Origin of the sequence: Actinomyces qiguomingii, assembly GCF_004102025.1 — a bacterium.
GTDB lineage: Bacteria > Actinomycetota > Actinomycetes > Actinomycetales > Actinomycetaceae > Actinomyces > Actinomyces qiguomingii.
This window is the reverse complement of sequence record NZ_CP025228.1, coordinates 1,020,148-1,037,913: the sequence shown is the minus strand read 5'-3', so window position 1 is coordinate 1,037,913 and position 17,766 is coordinate 1,020,148. Positions and strand designations below refer to the sequence as shown.

20 protein-coding genes are annotated in these 17,766 nt (G+C 66.8%); 6 read left to right on the top strand and 14 right to left on the bottom strand.

What is annotated here, in order from left to right:
- The first annotated feature begins 23 nt into the window (after positions 1–23).
- Positions 24–545 (top strand): DUF4256 domain-containing protein, encoded by a 522-nt coding sequence (locus CWT10_RS04220; protein ID WP_199176349.1) that lies wholly within the window; start codon positions 24–26, stop codon positions 543–545.
- Between the two features lie 21 nt (positions 546–566).
- On the opposite strand, the gene CWT10_RS04215 is transcribed toward CWT10_RS04220, so the two are convergent.
- The 3 genes from CWT10_RS04215 to CWT10_RS04205 all read right to left on the bottom strand — a co-directional run bounded on the left by CWT10_RS04215 (position 567) and on the right by CWT10_RS04205 (position 2,088).
- A complete protein-coding gene (locus tag CWT10_RS04215; RefSeq protein WP_103063423.1) occupies positions 567–857 on the bottom strand; it encodes a type II toxin-antitoxin system RelE/ParE family toxin in 291 nt (96 codons plus the stop codon).
- Complete coding sequence (locus CWT10_RS04210; protein ID WP_103063422.1) at positions 854–1,096, bottom strand: type II toxin-antitoxin system ParD family antitoxin; 243 nt, start codon at positions 1,094–1,096, stop codon at positions 854–856. The genes CWT10_RS04215 and CWT10_RS04210 overlap by 4 nt, the downstream gene beginning before the upstream one ends.
- Before the next feature lie 65 nt (positions 1,097–1,161).
- Positions 1,162–2,088 carry a hypothetical protein gene (locus tag CWT10_RS04205; protein WP_128683284.1) on the bottom strand — a complete coding sequence of 309 codons (927 nt, stop codon included), beginning with the start codon at positions 2,086–2,088 and terminating at the stop codon, positions 1,162–1,164.
- A 33-nt stretch (positions 2,089–2,121) separates the two neighbouring features.
- On the opposite strand from CWT10_RS04205, the gene arfB reads away from it, so the two are divergent.
- Entirely contained in the window at positions 2,122–2,562 is a 441-nt protein-coding gene (arfB, locus tag CWT10_RS04200; protein ID WP_103063420.1) for an alternative ribosome rescue aminoacyl-tRNA hydrolase ArfB, read from the top strand.
- Positions 2,563–2,603: 41 nt separating this feature from the next.
- Here the strand turns inward: arfB and CWT10_RS04195 are convergent, their stop codons facing one another.
- The 6 genes from CWT10_RS04195 to CWT10_RS04170 all read right to left on the bottom strand — a co-directional run bounded on the left by CWT10_RS04195 (position 2,604) and on the right by CWT10_RS04170 (position 7,782).
- The gene (locus tag CWT10_RS04195) at positions 2,604–3,038 is read right to left on the bottom strand and encodes a GNAT family N-acetyltransferase (protein ID WP_103063419.1); all 435 of its coding nucleotides are present in this window, start codon (positions 3,036–3,038) and stop codon (positions 2,604–2,606) included.
- Between the two features lie 144 nt (positions 3,039–3,182).
- Complete coding sequence (locus tag CWT10_RS04190) at positions 3,183–3,920, bottom strand: B3/B4 domain-containing protein (RefSeq protein ID WP_103063418.1); 738 nt, start codon at positions 3,918–3,920, stop codon at positions 3,183–3,185.
- Between the two features lie 599 nt (positions 3,921–4,519).
- Positions 4,520–4,834 carry a GyrI-like domain-containing protein gene (locus tag CWT10_RS17765; RefSeq protein WP_332881191.1) on the bottom strand — a complete coding sequence of 105 codons (315 nt, stop codon included), beginning with the start codon at positions 4,832–4,834 and terminating at the stop codon, positions 4,520–4,522.
- 131 nt (positions 4,835–4,965) lie between these two features.
- A complete protein-coding gene (locus CWT10_RS04180) occupies positions 4,966–5,775 on the bottom strand; it encodes a PH domain-containing protein (protein WP_158247662.1) in 810 nt (269 codons plus the stop codon).
- A gap of 157 nt (positions 5,776–5,932) precedes the next feature.
- Positions 5,933–6,781 carry an alpha/beta fold hydrolase gene (locus tag CWT10_RS04175; RefSeq protein ID WP_103063415.1) on the bottom strand — a complete coding sequence of 283 codons (849 nt, stop codon included), beginning with the start codon at positions 6,779–6,781 and terminating at the stop codon, positions 5,933–5,935.
- Positions 6,778–7,782 carry an NADP-dependent oxidoreductase gene (locus CWT10_RS04170; protein ID WP_103063414.1) on the bottom strand — a complete coding sequence of 335 codons (1,005 nt, stop codon included), beginning with the start codon at positions 7,780–7,782 and terminating at the stop codon, positions 6,778–6,780. Before CWT10_RS04170 ends, CWT10_RS04175 begins: the two co-directional genes overlap by 4 nt.
- Before the next feature lie 398 nt (positions 7,783–8,180).
- On the opposite strand from CWT10_RS04170, the gene CWT10_RS04165 reads away from it, so the two are divergent.
- Positions 8,181–8,681 carry a winged helix-turn-helix transcriptional regulator gene (locus CWT10_RS04165; protein ID WP_103063554.1) on the top strand — a complete coding sequence of 167 codons (501 nt, stop codon included), beginning with the start codon at positions 8,181–8,183 and terminating at the stop codon, positions 8,679–8,681.
- Here CWT10_RS04165 and CWT10_RS04160 read toward each other — a convergent pair.
- From CWT10_RS04160 to ychF, 4 genes are all read right to left on the bottom strand, one after another.
- On the bottom strand, positions 8,668–9,120 hold the full coding sequence (locus CWT10_RS04160) for a GNAT family N-acetyltransferase (RefSeq protein WP_103063413.1): 453 nt from the start codon (positions 9,118–9,120) through the stop codon (positions 8,668–8,670). The two genes, CWT10_RS04165 and CWT10_RS04160, sit on opposite strands and share 14 nt — an antisense overlap.
- 224 nt (positions 9,121–9,344) lie before the next feature.
- The gene (locus CWT10_RS04155) at positions 9,345–9,725 is read right to left on the bottom strand and encodes a restriction endonuclease subunit S domain-containing protein (protein WP_128683283.1); all 381 of its coding nucleotides are present in this window, start codon (positions 9,723–9,725) and stop codon (positions 9,345–9,347) included.
- 70 nt (positions 9,726–9,795) lie between these two features.
- Entirely contained in the window at positions 9,796–11,901 is a 2,106-nt protein-coding gene (locus CWT10_RS04150) for a type I restriction-modification system subunit M (protein ID WP_103063411.1), read from the bottom strand.
- On the bottom strand, positions 11,898–13,001 hold the full coding sequence (gene ychF / locus CWT10_RS04145; RefSeq protein WP_103063553.1) for a redox-regulated ATPase YchF: 1,104 nt from the start codon (positions 12,999–13,001) through the stop codon (positions 11,898–11,900). The genes CWT10_RS04150 and ychF overlap by 4 nt, the downstream gene beginning before the upstream one ends.
- 112 nt (positions 13,002–13,113) lie before the next feature.
- Here ychF and CWT10_RS04140 point away from each other — a divergent pair, with 112 nt between their 5' ends.
- Positions 13,114–14,349, top strand: a complete 1,236-nt coding sequence (locus CWT10_RS04140; protein WP_103063410.1) for a DNA recombination protein RmuC — start codon at positions 13,114–13,116, stop codon at positions 14,347–14,349.
- Positions 14,350–14,543: 194 nt separating this feature from the next.
- Entirely contained in the window at positions 14,544–15,221 is a 678-nt protein-coding gene (locus CWT10_RS04135; protein ID WP_174721932.1) for a hypothetical protein, read from the top strand.
- A gap of 49 nt (positions 15,222–15,270) precedes the next feature.
- On the opposite strand, the gene CWT10_RS04130 is transcribed toward CWT10_RS04135, so the two are convergent.
- Positions 15,271–16,323, bottom strand: coding sequence for a 4-hydroxy-3-methylbut-2-enyl diphosphate reductase (locus CWT10_RS04130; protein WP_103063552.1), 1,053 nt, complete (start codon positions 16,321–16,323; stop codon positions 15,271–15,273).
- A gap of 73 nt (positions 16,324–16,396) precedes the next feature.
- Between CWT10_RS04130 and xseA the strand changes: the two genes are divergently transcribed.
- The gene (gene xseA / locus CWT10_RS04125; protein WP_103063551.1) at positions 16,397–17,740 is read left to right on the top strand and encodes an exodeoxyribonuclease VII large subunit; all 1,344 of its coding nucleotides are present in this window, start codon (positions 16,397–16,399) and stop codon (positions 17,738–17,740) included.
- Positions 17,741–17,766: the final 26 nt, after the last annotated feature.

Genomic DNA, 17,766 nt, shown 5'->3' with positions numbered 1-17,766 from the left:
GCACAGCTGGACGAGGGGACGACATGATAGACGTGCTCAGGGCCCGTTTTGAGGCGCATCCGCACCGGCACGAGGGCATCTCCTGGGATGCGGTCGCCACGCGCCTGGCTGCGCGTCCCGAGGCACTGACCGTGCTCAGGCGCATGGAGGACACGGGTGGGGAGCCCGACGTCGTCGCCTATGACGCGCAGGCGGACGAATTCGTCTTCTACGACTGCGCGACCGAGTCCCCCGCAGGCCGGCGCAGCCTCTGCCTGGATGAGGAGGCGCTGCGCTCCCGCAAGAGGAACCCACCGCGGGGCAGCGCCGCGGGCGAGGCGGCGGCCTTCGGCGCCCAGCTCATGGGCGAGGCGGAGTACCACCACCTGCAGAGCCTGGGGGAGTTCGACTTGAAGACCTCGACCTGGCTGGCGACGCCGGCGGACGTGCGCGCCCTGGGCGGGGCGCTGTTCGGCGACCGGCGCTTCGGCCGGGTCTTCGTCTACCACAACGGTGCCGAGTCCTACTATGGGGCGCGCGGCTGGCGCGGCGTCCTACGGGTGTAGCAGTTGGCGGTTGTGACGAAACTACAGATGCCTGGCAGGATCCACGCGTTGAGGGAGGACACGGATGACGTCGACGCCGTCCGCCTGTTCCATATAAAAGATGACATGGCGTCCGACCGGGTAGCTCAGGAACCCGGGACGCACCTCATCACGAGCATGCCCCCGGCGCGGATCATCTGCTAGACGTTCCAGCCCTGCCTGCAACTTACGCACATACGTCTCGGCCTGCAACGGTCCCCACCGCTCTTCGGTGTAATCCCAGATCGCCGACAGGTCGCGACGCGCCGCCGGGGTCAGCCGATAGATGCTCATGTCGTCTTTGAGGTTTTGGCGGCGATGAAGGCATCGAAGTCGAAGGGCTCAGCAGGACCACTCGCCTCGCCTTCCGCAAGCGCTTCACGTAACGCCGCCAGTTCCGTCTCCCGGTCCTCCAACAGGCGCAGGCCAGCGCGGACGACCTCGCTTGCGGACCGGTAACGTCCAGATCCGACCTGGTGCGCAATGAATCCGGTGAAGTGATCGTCGAGGCTGACGGAGGTATTCGTTGCCATGACCCCATTCTACCAATAATTGGTACCCACTACGTTGTGACCCCTCGCCGAACAAGAAAGGCGAGTCAGGAGCGGCGTGAACCCGCCGAACGGTGCACTATCTTGATCGCCTGCGGATCGTCGGGCAGGGCCACGAGCCCGTCGGTGGCTCCATCCCAGTGCAGGGGCAGGGAGAAACCGGCACGTGCGAGTGCCGCCCGGATGGCGGCGGCGCGGGGGTGGGCGATGACGGGCGGGTGGGCGACCCCGGGATTGACGACGTCCAGATCGGCGACGGCGGCGTGCAGGCGCGCCAGGCGGGCGCGACGGCGGGAGAGTTCGGCATTGAACTCCGGCAGGGCGAGCCGTACGCGGTAAGTGCCCGGCATGGGTGCTGGGGCCCAGGCGATGTCGAGCAGGTCCTCGACGGCGTCCTTGAGCGCGGGCACACCGGGGCGGCGTTCGGCGATCTCGGCGACGGCGGTCAGGTCCGCGTTAAGGGGGTCGCCGGCAAGCTCGGGCGGACTGGCGAGCCCGCGAACCACGCCACCGAGCGGGATGGGCAGTAGCTTGCGCAGGCTGGCGACCAGGTAGTCGGCGTCGGGGTGGTGCGTAGTTCCGGCGTCCGCCAGCAGTTCGTCGGCGCGTTCCAGCGCCGTGTGGGTGGCGTCAACGACGATACGCGCCCCGCTGCGGCGGGCGGCCGCGAGCGCGGTGCGGAGTTCGCCGTCGGCCCGGTTGCCGAAGGTCTCGGCGTGCAGGATGAGCGGCGGGCGCGTGCAGGCCGCGAGCGCGGCGGTGAGCGGGCCGGGGTCGAGCAGGCCGGTGGGGCCGCACTCGACGTTGTTGACGCGCAGGCCCTCGAGTTCGAAGGGGATGGTCATGGCGGTGCACCGCACGCGGGGTGCGAGGACTTCGCGGACGCCGTCGGCGCGGGCCTCGCGGGCCACCAGGGCGAACGCATGCCGGCCCGCGACGGTGAATACGGTCTGGGGCTGCTGGGCCGGAAGCATGCGCCCAGGGTAGGCCCGGCGCACACTGGTCACATGAAGGACCTGTTGATCCCGCCCGGCCCCGGCTGTCCGCGGGGGCTGACGGTGCCGGCGGCGGAACTGAGCGAGCAGTTCACGCACACCTCCGGCCCCGGCGGCCAGGGCGTCAACACCGCCGACTCCCGCGTCCAGTTGAGCCTGGACCTGGCGACGACGACGGCGCTTGACGAGCGGCAGCGCCAGCGAGCCCTGCAGAACCTGAGCGAGCGCCTGACCGGGACGGTGCTCACGGTTGCTGCGGCCGAACACCGCTCCCAGTACCGCAATCGGATGGCGGCGCGGGAGCGCCTGGCAGGGTTGCTGCGGGGTGCGCTCGCACCGCCGGTGACGCGCCGGGCGACCAAGCCCACCCGCGGTTCCCAGCGTCGTCGTCTGGCGGCCAAGCGACGGCGCGCGGAACTCAAGACCCTGCGGCGCAGACCGCCCGCCGAGTAGAGCCGCAGGCGCTTGCCGAGGCAGGGATGCGGGCGAGCGGTCTAGAGATCCGCGGGCGTCCTTGCCGTTTCCCCGCCCGTAATCGCGCGGGGATTGCGCAGGCCCGCGCCGGCCAGGCGTGCGAAGCCGAGCCTCTCGTAGTACGGCAGCATTTCCGGATCGCAGCACAGGTCGACGGCGTACATGTCGCCGAGCTGGGTGAGCAGTCGACGCACCAGTTCCGTGCCGACTCCCCGGCCCTGGTAGTCGGGGTGGACCTCGAGCCAGGGGATGAAGGCGTTGAGCACGCCGTCGCTGATGGCGTTGATGTAGCCGACGACGCGATCGCCATCCAGTGCCCAGACGCGCCGGTGGCTGCCGTCCATGACTGCCACGAGTTGCTGCGGGCTGGGCGGGCTCGGCCAGCCGACGAACATGCCGTCGATCTGTTCGGGCACGACGGCGCCGCGGCCGGTGAGGTAAGTCAGCTCGTCCATGCTTTGGAGCCTAGCGGTTTGCTCATCCTGATCACGTCCCTCCATCGGGCAATCGCAGAACCCGTCCCGGGGGGAATCGAGCCACATGTAGTCCCGGCCCGAGCCCGCCCGCGACGCCGCGGGCCGCCAGCTACTGGCGCCCGGCTAGCCGCCGGAGATCATTCGCCGCGTCGAACGGACGTCGGTTCCGAGGGTGGTTAGTGCCCGGGTCAGGGCGTCGCCCGCGGCGGACAACTCGTCGTCGGTCACGGGATCGAGTGCGTCGAGGATGAAGAAGGCCGTCGTTGTGTCATCGGTCAGGGCGGTGCGGCGGCACTGCCGCCAATTCCAGCGCCGGCAGGTCACACCGTCCTCGTCACGCCAGACAACCTCACCCGGTTCCGGATGTTCGATGACCGGCTCGCCGTGCGCAACGGTGTCATACGGCTCCTCCCCGCTCGCGCGAATCAGCCGGGCGGGGCCGCGGTACCGGCTGAAGTCCTCGCCTCCCAGCGGCAGCTGATGCAGCACCGAGATCGCGTTGTAGATGTCGGTTAAGGCGTTAACCCGCGGTAGTCCACCACCCGCGCGCCGGAGCAGGGCCTCCAGGCTGTTGCGGGTGCGCTGCGGCTTCGCACCGAAGGCCCGATAGGCCTCCCGCCATGCCGCCACGTGGGGCAGTTCGGTGACGGGGGACTCGGCGAGCAGCGCCTGGGAGCGTTCCTCGGCCCGAGTAATCAGGTCGTCAGCCACTACGGCGCTCTGTGCCGGCAACTCATGCAGCTCCAGGCCCTCGACGACGATGAGCAGGCTGCGATAGTCGGGACGCAGCTCGCGCACGTCCGGAGAAACCGTGCAGGCGTTCAGGAAGCTACTGGCGGACAGGTTCTGGGTCTGGGGCATCTCAATCCTGTTTCTTCGATCGCTTGTACATACACCTTATCGCCAGGGCTGCCGCGTGGTGTGCGGCGAGTTATCTCGGCGGTCGTTGGGATATCAACGTCTCGCCAGGCACCACCAGGGGCGAGAGGCGTTTGGCATCGATTTTGACAGCCGCGCCGCGCGACGCCTCGGCTCATCCTTAGCCTACCCCAACCCGAATAGCATCCCGTCGTCAGGGCGACCAGGACCGGGACACCCCGGATGTGCCTCAAGTTGAGTTCCACAACAGGCTTCACACCGAGCTGCACCACATGGCCTCGGCCGCCAGCACTGGATTCGAGTCAGGGTTCGTGCGGCCATGCTTACGAATCTCGACCCTGGGGTGTGTTTCACGACCCCGGGGTGGCCGTGAAATACACCCCAGGGTCGTAAAACGACAATCAGCATTCGCCCTGCCAGCGGCTCTCCACTCATGTCGGTCCGAGTGATCAGGTCATCGGCGACCACGGCGCTCCGCCCCGGCAGTGCATGCAGCTCCAGGCCCGTGCCGACCTGGAGCGTCGGGAGTCGCCGTCCACGGCCTGCCCCGACGGCTCCAGGAGGGGCGCCGGAACCGACAATTACTCCTTAATGATCGGGAGGCAGGCATCCGTCACCCATGTGGAGGGGTCGGGGTTGTGCGCCGGGCCGACCCGGTAGATGTTGAGCATGGGTCCCGTGCGAAGGTTGTGGGCGGCGATGTAACCGCCAAGCGCGGCGGTGACCTCCGGCATGCCGTCATATCCGCCATGTAGCGTGGCGGCCACGACGTCGCGCGCAGGCACCTCACGGCATTCCAGTGGCGCTACCGGTGTGAACGGTTCCTCTGACTCGCACCACTTTTGGTGACGGCGCGCCAGGACTGAAGGCCTCCGGGAAATACAGGAGACCGCCAACCAACGTTACAAGAAGTCAGGTGGCCTAGCAGACTACTCACCTCAGGCGGATCCCCCCCATTAGGCCACCGACACAGGCGCACCGGACTCGGACGGCACCACCCTCAAACCGGAAGAACTCGGCACCCTGTCTACATCCGCGCCAGAATCTCAGCCTTCTTCGCCGCGAACTCTTCGTCCGTCAGGACTCCACTTGCGTGAAGCTGCGCCAACCCATTGAGTTGCTCGACAGGACTAGCATCAACCGGCTGAGCCAGTTGCTGAACAATCTGGACGGGCTGATCTGCGGCCGCCTGAACCTCGCGAATAGCCCGAGCCAACTCTTCCGCACGCCCGGACGAGAGGTTAGAGACCTTGATAGCAGATCCACTGACCGTGAATTCCATGGTTTCGTTGCCAAGCCACCGCCCAGCGCTGATGCTCGTGATCTGGCGTGGGTTGATCTCACGCGTTGCTTGTGCGCCTAGGGTACGATCCTTTAACAGCAGGCGCTTGTCAGTCAGTACGAGGAGTCCGACACTGCCATCAAGAGCACACGAAACGAGCATCTTCACTCGCTCATCAGGACGAAGATCATCCTGCAACGTGCGAAGCTCAGCCTTACTAAAGAACCGCTCCGACTTATGCATGTGCGCCGTCGCGTCAGCAAGACCCTGATCATCAACTATGCCCTCAGGCAGAAGAGCGAAGATCTCCTGGCTAAACGCGCGCTGATTACTGCCCGCCCCGTCGACGTGAATGGTAACGACTCCCTGCTCAACCGACACCTCAGCTGCCATCGCCCACCGGTTTCGGAGCATGTTGCGCTTTCGTTCCACTCGGATCGGCCGACCGGCATCAACAATCGTGCAGTCCTGGATGCGAGCGATCCCCTGAACGAGGATCGCGTGAACTTGAGGATCGGGCGCGAGGACGCGCCGTGAGACTACAATGGTAGGCATTGGGCTACCTTTCAAGATTAGTTGCCGAAGCATGCCAGTCGATCGCAACTCTACCGAGAAGCGCGCCCTGGTGCTCTGGACCGCGCTGACAGACTCCGAACCTGTGTCTGGCAGGCAGAGCGGAGCCGTTTATACGGCCATGGGCAGCGGAGCCCCGTCAGTCCAGGAAGGCGCGAACCTGCGAGGCGAAAAGGTCCGGCTCCTGGAAGATGGCGCCGTGGCCGGCACCGGGGTAGAGATCTTCGAGCCTGGCGGCGGGCAGACGCCGGCCCAGGTCCAAGGTGTTGGAGCTGGGGACCATGAGGTCGTTGTCGCCGTTCACCACCAGGGCCGGGTGATCGATCCGGGACAGGTCCTGCGGCTCCTGCAGACCCCAGCTGCGCACGGCCTTGAGCTGGCGCAGGAGGCCGGGCACCCGCGCGGCCCTGTCGGGATGCTTGAAGGCAGCCACACGGCCCAGGAACTCATCCGCCCTGTCCCAGGCAGCCACGGGGAAGAACAGGTAGTGACGGGCGTCCTTGCGGGTCACGGCCGCCTGCGCCATGGCGCGGAAGGTCAGGCCGGGCACCCGGGTGATGCCGACGCCTCCCGCCGGGCCTGTGCCGGCCAGCACGGCCCTGCGGAACCGTTCCGGGTGGGTCAGCAGTAGCTGCTGGGTGACGAAGCCGCCCAGCGAGAGCCCGAGGACGTCTACCTGTTCCAGCCCTGCAGCATCGAGGAACTCGATCACGCCGTCGGCCATCCCCGCAACGGTGGTGGGCGCCGAGCCGGACGAGCCGCCCATGCCGCGGTAATCCACCGCTACTACCGGGCGGTCCTGCGCCAACTGGTCGACCAGCCGCGGGTCCCAGCCGTCGAGGGTGGCCGCCAGGTGATTCAGGAGCAGCAGGGGCACCCCGCCGTCGGAGCCGACCGCCCGGTACGCGAAGTACGCCCCTTGGGGTGCGGCCATGCGTTCGACCGGCGCGTCCGCATATGAGCCATTGAAGTACTTCACGGTGCTCACTCTCCGGCCTCCACCACGATCTTGCCCGGGGCGGCCTTCCCGGAGGCGGACAACTTCATGGCCTGTTCCAGTTCGTCCAGCCCGAAGGTGTGCCCCACCAGCGGCTTGATGCTGCCGTCCTCAATGGCGGGGGTGAGCTGCGCCAGGCGGCTGCCGTCGGCGCGCATGAAGAGGAACTTGTACCCGGCCCCTTGCTGTTTTGCGGCGCGGCGCACCCTGCGGCTCATCAGCCACATGACCGGCTTCAGGATCGGCTTGCCCAGTTGTGCCGCGAACTCGGAGTCAGGCGCGCCGACCACCGAGACCATGACGCCCCCCGGCCGAAGCACCTTCATGGATCGCAAGGTCTCGCCCTTTCCCAAGGTGTCCAGGACGACGTCGTAGTCCTTGACATGGTCCTCGTACCGCTGGGTCCGGTAGTCCACGACGACGTCGGCCCCCAGTTCGCGGGCCAGGTCAACGTTCTTGGTGCTCACAGTGGTTGCCACTGTGGCGCCGAGATGCTTGGCCAGCTGAATGGCGATTGAGCCGAGGCCCCCGGTGCCTCCCTGGATGAAGACCTTGTCCCCCGGCTTGACTCGCGCTTTCTCCATGAAGGCCTGCGCGGCCGTGAGCAGCACCAGCGGCAGTGAGGCCGCCTCGGCGAAGCCGAGTCCGGCGGGCATGGGGGCCAGGTCGTCGGCGTCGACTGCGATGGACTGCGTGAAGGCGCCGATCCGGTTGATGTCCGGACGCCCGAACACGTGATCGCCCACCGCGAAGTTCTCCACGCCGGGGCCGACCTCGGTGACCACGCCGGCGAGCTCCTGCCCCAGCACTTGCGGCAGCCGGTAGGGAATCAGCTGCCGGAACTGCCCGGCCGCGATCATGCGGTCCAGCGGATTGAGGCCCGCCGCACGAATCTCAACCACCACCTGCCCCGGGCCGGCCACAGGCTCGGGTACGTCCAGCCACTCGAGCGTCCCACCGTTGCGGTAAGAGGTGAGCGCGTAGGCCTTCATCACATGTGCTCCTGTCCCGGTCATGCTCCCGGCGAGGAAATCGCCAAGAAGGCGCAGACCATCTAAGTTCGGAAACCGAACCTAGCCTGTGCCAACTTCACTGTCAACCGGACAGTCCAGCCATACCTCCCAGCCATACCTCCTTCCTCATGCGCTGCCTTCACATCCTGGTCGCGAGCCGCGAACCTCGGTGCTACGATCGTTAGGTATCAAGAACGAACTCAGGGTTGCGTAGGCTTCGTCGGCGAGCGCGCACGGGTGCGGCTGCGCCTGCGGGCGAGCCGATGAACTTATTCCGCCGCATTGAGGCCGCACATCCGCACGTCGCGGGCACCGCGTGCACGCGAGGCACCGCGGCGCCGTCGACAGCCGCAACGGATCAGGGAGTGTCAGACACCATGACGGGACCGCAAACCACCTGCCCCATCGCGGCCAGCCTGGAACTGTTGGGCGAGAAGTGGACTCTGCTGATCCTTCGCGATGTTTTCCGGGGCATACACCGGTTCAGCGATCTGGAGGAGAGCCTCGGGTGCCCGCGCTCGATCCTGTCGGCACGGCTCAGGAAGCTCGTGGAGCATGGCGTGCTGGAGGTCGAGCCCTACCAGGAGCCGGGACTAAGGCAACGGCACGCCTACACTCTCAGCGCCAAGGGACGCGACCTCGCCCTCGTGCTGGCGGCGCTGCAGCAATGGGGGCTCAAGCATCTGCCGAACGTGGCACCGATTGCGCCAGATCCGGTGCACGTGGACTGCGGCAGTCCCGTCGAGGCCCGCCTCGCCTGCCGTCGGGGGCACTACGTCGAGGCCGATGCCATCGGCCCTCCGGAGCGGTCGGAAGCAGATGGACGGCATGCCCTCCATCCCGAGGCCCCGTCCACCAGTCCGCCTACAGTTCTTTGAAGTACCTGGCCACGGGCCAACGCACGTAGCCAGCCGCCTCATAGGCGGCCCGCGCCGGGGCGTGCCCCGCGTCGTCGCCGGTCTCAACCATGACCATCCGCATACCCGCGTCGTGCGCCCTTGCATGCGCATGCCTGAGCAGCGCCGCACCCACTCCCCGACGCTGATACTCGGGGTCGACACACAGCATGTATACCTCCCCCATTGAATCCTCCGCGTGGATGCGCGTGCATACCCACCCCGCGAGCTCCCCACCGACCAGGGCGACGTCGCAGCAATCGGCCTCTCGGGCAAGCACCTGCGCAAGATCCTCGCGCTGGCGCACCTCCCAGCCGTCCAGATAGAAGTTGTCGTACACGAACCGAGGCACATATCCGGTCTCGAGGTCTGCACGCATGGCGGCGTCGTACGCCACCACCCTGACGCCATCGGTACTCATGGGGCCTGGATGGGCTTGATGGCGTCGAGCTGATGCAGCTTCCGGTTTGCCGTCCGGTGAATCCGTGGGTCGATCCGCCGGGCCGGTTCACGCAGCGACACGCGCTCCGTGTCCCGGTCGCCGAATGACCTGTTCACTCGCCTAGAGTAACACACATGACGTGGCGCATCAATAACGTCACACGTTGAACCTGAACTCGACCCCGAGTTCAGGCGATATCTGAACTACTGGTTCAGGATACCGAAGCCGTACCCCGCCTCGTCGCCGAGCAGCTCGAGGTCCCCTTCCACCTTCGGCGCGACCTTCTGGACGGCCTGCCACGAAAGCTCGGAGGCCTCGCGCCGCAACAGGATCGCCTTCTTCACTGAGTCGGTGATCTCCTTGCACCGCTTGGAGTCCTTAGGCACCGGCAGGACCAGCTCAGCCCAGCGACTACCCAGGGTGTCGATGATGTCCTGCGTGAAGCGCTTGGCGAAGATCTGAGACTTGACCACAGGTGACGACAGCAGAGCGAGCAGCATATGGGGGTCCATCCTGCTCTCGTCGAGGACCTTGAACTTGAGGATGTGGCTCTGGTAGACGATCTTCCAGTCCAGGTCAGTCACGATGGCACAGGTGCCGACGAGGTAGGTGCCGTCCCGGACCATGAGGATGTCGCCAGGGGCGACATTTTGCTTATCCGCCAGCGACTCGTATAGAGCTTCTGAGGCCGTGCTTGGGGTCGCCCTTGATTTGCCAGTTTGCAATGTCGCTGGTGCGGATGAACGGGATCGAGCCCGTGCCGTAGGCCAGCTTGCCCACCTCGTCGCCGGTCGAGACTGACAGCACGCCTTGGGTGACCAGATCACCCAGGCGCACGAGGTCATGGGTCTTCGATAGGCGCTCAACCGACTCGCGGACCTCGGGGTTGTAGTACTTGGGGAGGTAGATCATGTCCGTGATCTGCGCGGAGTCAACGACGAAGCCGAGGTGGTCGAAGTCCAGCGCCTCACCGTCCGCATACTTCTCCCAGCGTTCGACGATCTTGGGCAGGTCGTCGAACGGGATTGAGTGGCCTCGTGAATCGTGCCCGCACCAGCGGGCGACGGCCATGAACACGTCGTGCGACTCGCCAGCTGGCTCAGCACCCTTCTCCAAGAGCACGACGGCGGTCTTGGCGTGGGTGTACGGCTGGAAGAGGTTCTCGTGCACGGAAATGACCGCGTGGATCGTCGCCCGGCTCAGTACGTACTGCATGATGTAGCGGTGAGACGGATTGCACAGCATCGACTCCGGCAGGACGATGCCCATGCGGCCGCCATCCTTGAGCAGGTCGAGACAGCGCTCAATGAAGAGGATCTGCGGGGTCTGCGAGTCCGCGACTTTATCCGTCTTCTCGTAGCCGACACCACCCTTGGCCTTGCGCCACTTGGAGCCGAGGTCGTACTGGGCCAGGGTCGTGCGTTCGGTAACCTTGAGTTTCTGACCGAACGGCGGGTTAGTCATGATGACGTCGAACTCGCCGACGGAGACTTCCTGGCGAGCCTTGAGCCCCCAGTCCCTCATCGGCACCAGCGAGTTCTCACAGAAGATCCCACCGCGACCATCACCGAGTAGCGCCATGTAGGCCTTGGCCACCTTGCTGAGGAACTCATCCTTGTCGATCCCCCGCAGCTGGCGGATTGCGACCTTCTGCTTCTCGCTCTCGCGCTCGCTGTCAGGCCACTGCAGCTCGTCGGCACGGTCATCGACGAGGTCCCACAGGCCACGCAGGGCCTCGACGAGGAAGCCGCCCGAGCCGCAGGCTGGGTCGAGCACCATGTCCTGGATCTTCGGGCGCACAAGTGCCCGCACCAGGTGCGTGACATTGCGCGGCGTGAAGAACTGCCCCTGGCCGCCCTTGAGGGAGGGTCCGATGAACGTCTCGAAGGCATCGCCGACGACGTCGCGTTCGCACTCGATCAGGCAGTACTGCTGGAGCTCGCCTACAACGTAGGCGATGGAGCGGTCGTCGAGTTCGATCTTGTCCGTGTCGTCGAAGACATCGCTGTACTGCTTGACCACGTGAGCGAAGGACTCCTTCACGCGCGCCGCCACGTCGGCAACGGGTTCGTCCACGCCCGCCCGGAAGGTGACGACAGCGTCGCGTCGCGTGAATCGCTCGTCGTAGATCTTGCAGAAGATGAGGTTCATGATCTGCTGAGCTAGGGGCTCGTCGCGCGTCATGCCGACGGCGTTCGCCGCCAGGTAGTTACGGATCGAGCGGAAGACGGCCTTGAGGTTATGGGTCGGTCGTAGATCCTCGCGCTTGAACAGGCCGATGTCCTCGACGCGCTGCCCGTAGCGCGGGATGTTAGGGATCTCGTCGAAGGTGACCTTACCGTTGGCCTCACGCTTTCGTAGGAAGAGGCGCTCGTCCCCATTGGTCCAGACGCCGAGGTAAGCGCGGGAGAGGCGGAGGTAGTCCTCCAACTGGTCCCGGCCATCGCGGCGGTCCGGCTTCTTGCACTCGACCACGAGGAACAAGTCTTCGTCGCGATGCTGGTCGCCGCTAAAGACGGCGATGTCGACCGGATAAGTCTTCGCCCGGTCCGACGGGCGCGCCTTCACGTGCCACTGGGGCCTTGTGCGGATGTGCACCTTGGGGTAGCCGTAGTCCTCGACGAGTTGGCGGGCGAACGGCTGGACCGCGAGCAGCTCTTCAGGCTTGGCAGGCACCTGGATGCCGGAGATATAGTCGACGACCTTGCCGTCCGGCGCTTCGTCGTCGCTGGGGACTGTCACTGCGGCCTGCTCGCTCACTTCTTACTCCCAGACGTAAGTCCCGTGCGGAACTCGACCACGTCGCCGTCGGCCATGACGTAGTCCTTGCCCTCCATGCGGACCCGCCCGTGGGCACGGACCTCGGCCAGGGAGCCGTACTCCATGAGGTCGTCGTAGGAGACGATCTCCGCCTTGATGAAGCCCTTCTCGAAGTCGGTGTGGATCACGCCCGCCGCCTGCGGCGCGGTCCAGCCCTTGTGGATCGTCCAGGCGCGCGACTCCTTCTCCCCCGCCGTCAGGAAGGTCTGCAGACCGAGCGTGTCGAAACCCACCCGCGCCAGCTTGTCCAGACCGGACTCCTCCTGACCGTTCTCACGCAGCATCTCAGCGGCCTCTTCGGGCTCCAGCTCCACCAGCTCCGCCTCGAACTGGGCGTCCAGGAACACCGCCTCCGCGGGCGCCACCAGCGCACCCAGCTCCTGCTGGCGGGAGGCGTCGTGCATGCCGGCGTCGTCCAGGTTGAACACGTAGATGAAGGGCTTGGTGGTCATGAGCTGGAACTCGCGCAGGATCTCGGCGTCCAGCGCCTTGCCCGCCGCGGCGGCCGAGAGCAGCTCACCCGCTTCCAGCACCTTCAGCGCAGCCTGCGCGGTCTCCAGCACGGCGGCGTCGGTCTTCTTGCCCCGCACCTCCTTCTCCAGGCGCGGGACCGTCTTCTCCAGGGTCTGCATGTCGGCCAGGATCAGCTCGGTGGTGATGGTCTCGATATCCGAGGCGGGGTCCACCTTCCCGGCTACGTGGACCACGTCGGGGTCGTCGAAGGCGCGGGTAACGATGCAGATGGCGTCGGCCTCACGGATGTTGGCGAGGAACTGGTTGCCCAGCCCCTCCCCCTCGCTGGCGCCGCGCACGATCCCGGCGATGTCCACGAAGGAGACGGTGGCGGGCACGATCTTCTGGGAGTTGAACATCTGCGCCAACGCGTCCAGCCGCGGATCCGGCAGGGGGACGACGCCGACGTTCGGCTCGATCGTGGCGAAGGGGTAGTTCGCCGCGAGGACGGTCGCCCGGGTCAGGGCGTTGAACAGGGTCGACTTGCCGACGTTGGGCAGTCCAACGATTCCGATAGTGAGTGCCACGGGGCGAGTGTAGATGAGTCCTCCCGGCACGACGGCGTCACCGGGCCCTGGTGCCTCGCCCGCCGACTAAGCGTGTGGAATTCGTGTCGGTGGCCCGTGCCATGGTGGTTCCATGGCTACCGCACTACCCATCCTGCTCCTGTTTATCGGCCTGCTCGTCGGCACCGTCGCCGGCTATGCCCTGGCCGTGGCCCGCGCGGCTACCGCCAGGGCCGGCGGTCGCGACGAGGTCGCCGCCCTGCGCACCGAGGCGGCCCAGTGGCGCGCCCGCGCCGAAGAGCTCTCGGCACGCACCACAGTGGCCGAGGAGCGTGCCGAACGCGACGGCTCCGTACTGCGCGCCCTCGCCCCGGTCCGCGCCCAGCTGGAGCAGGTGGGCGCCCGCGTGGAGCAGATGGAGAAACAACGCGCCGCCGAGCACGCCACGTTGACCGAGCAATTGCGCGCGGGGGCCGAGTCCGATCGGGAACTTCGCCGCACCACGACGGCGTTGGAGGGCGCCCTGCGCTCACGCACCTCCCGTGGCGTGTGGGGAGAGGTCGAGCTCGCCCGTATCCTCGAGGCATCCGGGATGATGCAGCACATAGACTTCACCGAGCAGCGTTCTGTGGCCTCGGTGCTCGGTCGCCGATCCGGAGTCGAAGGCGCGGGCGTCGGCGCCAAGTCGCGGCCCGACGTCGTCGTGAAGCTGCCGGGGCAAGGGTACCTGGCGCTGGATGCCAAGGTCCCATTGGACTCCTATCTGAAGGCCTGCGCCGTCGGCTCGGACCGCGAGGCCGCCGGGGCGGCAGAACTGGAGCCACAGCAGCTTCGTGCCAAGCTGCTGGGCGCGCACGCCAAGGCGCTGCGCGGTCACGTCGACGCACTGGCCGATCGTCACTACGCGCGCACGCTCCAGGACTCCCCAGAACTGGTGGTGCTATTCGTCCCGGCCGAGCCCATCCTGGCAGCAGCACTGGAGGCTGATCCCACGCTGATGGAGCATGCGCTCGACCGCGGAGTGGCGCTGACCACTCCCGCGTCACTCCTGGCACTCCTGCGGACCTGCGCATCCGCATGGGCCCGCACCGCCGTCAACGACGACGCCCGCGAGCTGGTCGCCCTAGGACGCACGCTCTACGAGCGTCTGGGCATGGTCGCCAAGCACCTGGACGCTCTGGGGACCGCCCTGGCGCGTTCGGTAACCGCGTACAACAAGGCCGTCGGGTCACTGGAGTCGCGGCTGCTGGTCACTGCCCGATCCTTCGAGACGCTCGGCAATGACCTGGACACTCCGGCGCCTCTCGCCCCGGATGACGCCCAAATCAGGCAGTTCACCAGCGCTGAGCTGACGCCCGCACCCGAGTAGGTGCCGCACCTGCGGCCCCGCATGCGGCACCCGGCTGGACAAGCGCAACATCCCGCGAATCACAACGGCCAGGTTACGTACGCGCTATCTTCCACATAAACTGGTCGCGTGCGAAATTTCGCAGCAACCTCCCAGGTGCGCCCCGTAGCGTACCTGGCACCTTCTGACCGCAATATGTGGAGGTCCACCGTCCTATGGCAGCCGCAACCACCAGCAGCCCCTCGTCCCACGCCGACGCCGTCCACGGCCCGGGTGCACCCCCGCGGTCCGGCACGGATGATCCCGTCGACGTACTCAGCCATCTGAACGCGCTGGCCTCCAGGCAGCAACAACTGCAGGACCAGCTCAACACCTTGCGCTACCAGCGCGACGACCTCATCCTGCGCGGACTGGCCAGTGGCTTGAGCTCAGCCGAACTGGCGGAGAAGGCCCACCTGACCGGTGCGCGCGTACGCGCCATCGCCGACGCCGCGGCAGACTCCTCGGCCCGTGAGCGCGTCTCACAGGCGATGACCAAGCTGATCGATTACAAACCCGCGATCTGCACCACCTATGGCGCCCTCGCTGAGGCCGTCGGGATCGGCTCGGCGAAGGGGGTTGCCTCCTCGCTGGCCACCAACCCGGAGGTGCCGGCACGCGCCGGCGCCCGCGTTCTCCTTCTGCGCTGGGCCAACCCGGCACTGGGTGGTTACATCATCCCCTCCGAGGAGCCCTCATGGCAGACGCAGGGTGATGACACCGCCTCGCGCCTGGAGTGCCTGCAGGCTGAGCAACTGGTCGTGCAGGTCACCGGCACCAACGGCCCAGTGTGGGTGGTTCCCTTCGACCGGGTGGTGGCCGACGCAGAGATCCTGGCCGACATTATTGGCTGATTCGCCGTCCTCGCCGCGGCCGGAACAGCGGCCGCCCGCCGCATCGAGCTCAGCAGGTGTGATTCTGGGCCGGGCGGCGGCTTCGTTCCGGGGCGCATCCACCGGCGGCGGCTTTCAGGTCGGCCCGCAGGTTCTTGGGCAGGGAGAAGGCAATCTTCTCCGTGGCGGTACGCACCTGCTCGACGTCGGTGAAGCCCATCTCCCCCAGCCTCTCAATGACCTCGCGCACCAGGATCTCCGGCACCGAGGCCCCGGAGGTCAAGCCCACGGTGTTCACGCCGTCGAACCAAGAGGCTTCCAGTTCGCTGGCGTAGTCCACCCGGTAGGCGGCGGGCGCGCCGGCCTCCAGGGCGACCTCCTTGAGCCGCACGGAGTTGGAGGAGTTGCCGGAACCGACCACGATCATCACCTCCACCTGCGGCGCGATGGCCTTGACGGCGCCCTGCCGATTCTGGGTGGCGTAGCAGATGTCGTCACCGGGAGGATCACTCAGGTGCGGGAAGCGCTTGCGCAAGCGCCGCACCGTCTCCATGGTCTCGTCTACAGACAGCGTGGTCTGGCTGATCCACACCACCTTGTTGGGGTCACGCACCTGCACGGAGTCAACCTCCTTAGGACCGTTGACCACCTGGATGTGGTCGGGAGCCTCCCCTTGGGTGCCCTCGACCTCCTCGTGGCCGGTGTGACCGACCAGGATGATGTCGTAGTCTTCCTTGGCGAAACGGATCGCCTGCTTGTGCACCTTGGTCACCAGCGGGCAGGTCGCATCAATGGTCTGCAAGTGCCGGGCGGCCGCCTGAGCGTGAACGGCCGGGGACACCCCGTGGGCGGAGAAGACCACGCGCGCCCCCTGCGGCACCTGGTCGGTCTCCGACACGAATACCGCCCCCCGCTTAGAGAGCGCCTCCACCACGTACTTGTTGTGGACGATCTCCTTGCGCACGTAAATCGGCGCCCCGTAGTGGGCCAGGGCCTGCTCCACGGCGTCGACGGCGCGGTCCACCCCGGCGCAGTAGCCGCGTGGCGCGGCCAGCAGAATGCGCTTGCCCGCACCAGGAGCCGGCTGCCCGGAACTGACGTTTGTTGTTTCGCTCGCGGTCACGCCCACAACTGTGCCACAGTAGTGCGTCCGGCGAACACGGCCGACGGGCGTTTAACGTGGCACAGTGGAGGGCGTGACCGAGCCATCGCCCCACCGCCCGCCCACAGCGGGCACTGAGAACCCAGCCGCCGTACCCGTACAGCCGCAGACGAACCGGCCGTTGGCACGCCTGGCCCGGGAGACCACTGCGGACAACCCCTGGCCGCTGCGCCTACTGTCCACCAAGATCGACGAGTACATCAACAAGATGACCTTCGTGTGGGTCGAGGGGCAGATCGTCCAGTTCAATCGCCGCCCCGGCTCGGGCATGCAGTACTTGACACTGCGGGACACGGAGGCAGACATGTCCATGTCGGTCTCGGTGTTCACCCGCGAGCTCGCCGCCATTGAACAGGCCACCGGCACGCAGGTGGCCGAGGGCGCCCGCGTCGTGGTCCATGCCCGGCCGCGCTTCTGGACCAAGCGCGGCAGCCTGGAACTGCGCGCCGACGACATCCGCCCGGTAGGCATCGGGGACTTGCTGGCCCGAATCGAACAGTTGCGGCGCGTCCTGGCCTCCGAGGGCCTGTTCGACGCCGACCGCAAGCGTCCGCTGCCATTCCTCCCCCGCAAGGTGGGGCTGGTGTGCGGTCGCAATGCCAAGGCGAAAGACGACGTCGTCGTCAACGCCCGCCTGCGCTGGGCGGCGTTGCCCTTCGAGATCCGCGAAGTCGCCGTCCAGGGAGCGCAGGCGGTGCGGGAGGTCACCGCCGCCATCCGGGAGCTCGACGCCGACCCTAATGTCGACGTCATTGTCGTGGCGCGCGGAGGCGGTGCCGTAGAGGACCTCCTGCCCTTCTCCGACGAGGGCCTGGTGCGCGTCGCCGCTGCCGCACGCACCCCGATCGTATCCGCGATCGGGCATGAGACCGACTGTCCGTTGCTGGACCTGGTGGCCGACTACCGGGCCTCCACACCTACGGACGCGGCCCGCCGCATTGTGCCGGATCTGGCGGAGGAGACCATGGGCCTAGACCAGGCCCGCGAACGCATACGCACCGTGCTGAGGTCCCGCCTGGACGCCGAGCAGCGGGGGCTGGATCAGGTGCTGGCCCGCCCGGTGATGGCCGACCCGACACTGATCGTGAGGGACCGCGTCATCGAACTCGACCAGTCCCGTGAGCGCATGCGCCGGGCCCTGTCCACGACCCTTTCGCTGGCCGATGCCGAGTTGCGCGCCGACCACGCCCGCCTACGGGCCCTGTCCCCCCAGGGAGTGCTCGATCGGGGCTATGCGATTATGCGAACCCCCTCCGGTGAGGTCGTCACCTCCGCTCAGCAGTTGAAGAAGGGCGACCTGATCGAGGGTGTGCTGGCCCAGGGCCGTCTGGTGGCGCAGGTCGTGGGCACCACCAAGCCCAATGTCACCGTGTCTTGAACCATGCACAGTCGACTAGGGCGGTA

What these genes read in the sequence shown, in the direction of transcription:
- CWT10_RS04205 (WP_128683284.1), bottom strand. Translation starts at nt 2,088, where the DNA reads ATGCTTCCGGCCCAGCAGCCCCAGACCGTATTCACCGTCGCGGGCCGG.
- CWT10_RS04180 (WP_158247662.1), bottom strand. Translation starts at nt 5,775, where the DNA reads ATGCCTACCATTGTAGTCTCACGGCGCGTCCTCGCGCCCGATCCTCAA.
- CWT10_RS04160 (WP_103063413.1), bottom strand. Translation starts at nt 9,120, where the DNA reads ATGAGTACCGATGGCGTCAGGGTGGTGGCGTACGACGCCGCCATGCGT.
- CWT10_RS04210 (WP_103063422.1), bottom strand. Translation starts at nt 1,096, where the DNA reads ATGGCAACGAATACCTCCGTCAGCCTCGACGATCACTTCACCGGATTC.
- CWT10_RS04190 (WP_103063418.1), bottom strand. Translation starts at nt 3,920, where the DNA reads ATGCCCCAGACCCAGAACCTGTCCGCCAGTAGCTTCCTGAACGCCTGC.
- CWT10_RS04215 (WP_103063423.1), bottom strand. Translation starts at nt 857, where the DNA reads ATGAGCATCTATCGGCTGACCCCGGCGGCGCGTCGCGACCTGTCGGCG.
- CWT10_RS04140 (WP_103063410.1), top strand. Translation starts at nt 13,114, where the DNA reads ATGGCTACCGCACTACCCATCCTGCTCCTGTTTATCGGCCTGCTCGTC.
- CWT10_RS04195 (WP_103063419.1), bottom strand. Translation starts at nt 3,038, where the DNA reads ATGGACGAGCTGACTTACCTCACCGGCCGCGGCGCCGTCGTGCCCGAA.
- CWT10_RS04220 (WP_199176349.1), top strand. Translation starts at nt 24, where the DNA reads ATGATAGACGTGCTCAGGGCCCGTTTTGAGGCGCATCCGCACCGGCAC.
- arfB (WP_103063420.1), top strand. Translation starts at nt 2,122, where the DNA reads ATGAAGGACCTGTTGATCCCGCCCGGCCCCGGCTGTCCGCGGGGGCTG.
- CWT10_RS04135 (WP_174721932.1), top strand. Translation starts at nt 14,544, where the DNA reads ATGGCAGCCGCAACCACCAGCAGCCCCTCGTCCCACGCCGACGCCGTC.
- CWT10_RS04170 (WP_103063414.1), bottom strand. Translation starts at nt 7,782, where the DNA reads ATGAAGGCCTACGCGCTCACCTCTTACCGCAACGGTGGGACGCTCGAG.
- CWT10_RS04165 (WP_103063554.1), top strand. Translation starts at nt 8,181, where the DNA reads ATGACGGGACCGCAAACCACCTGCCCCATCGCGGCCAGCCTGGAACTG.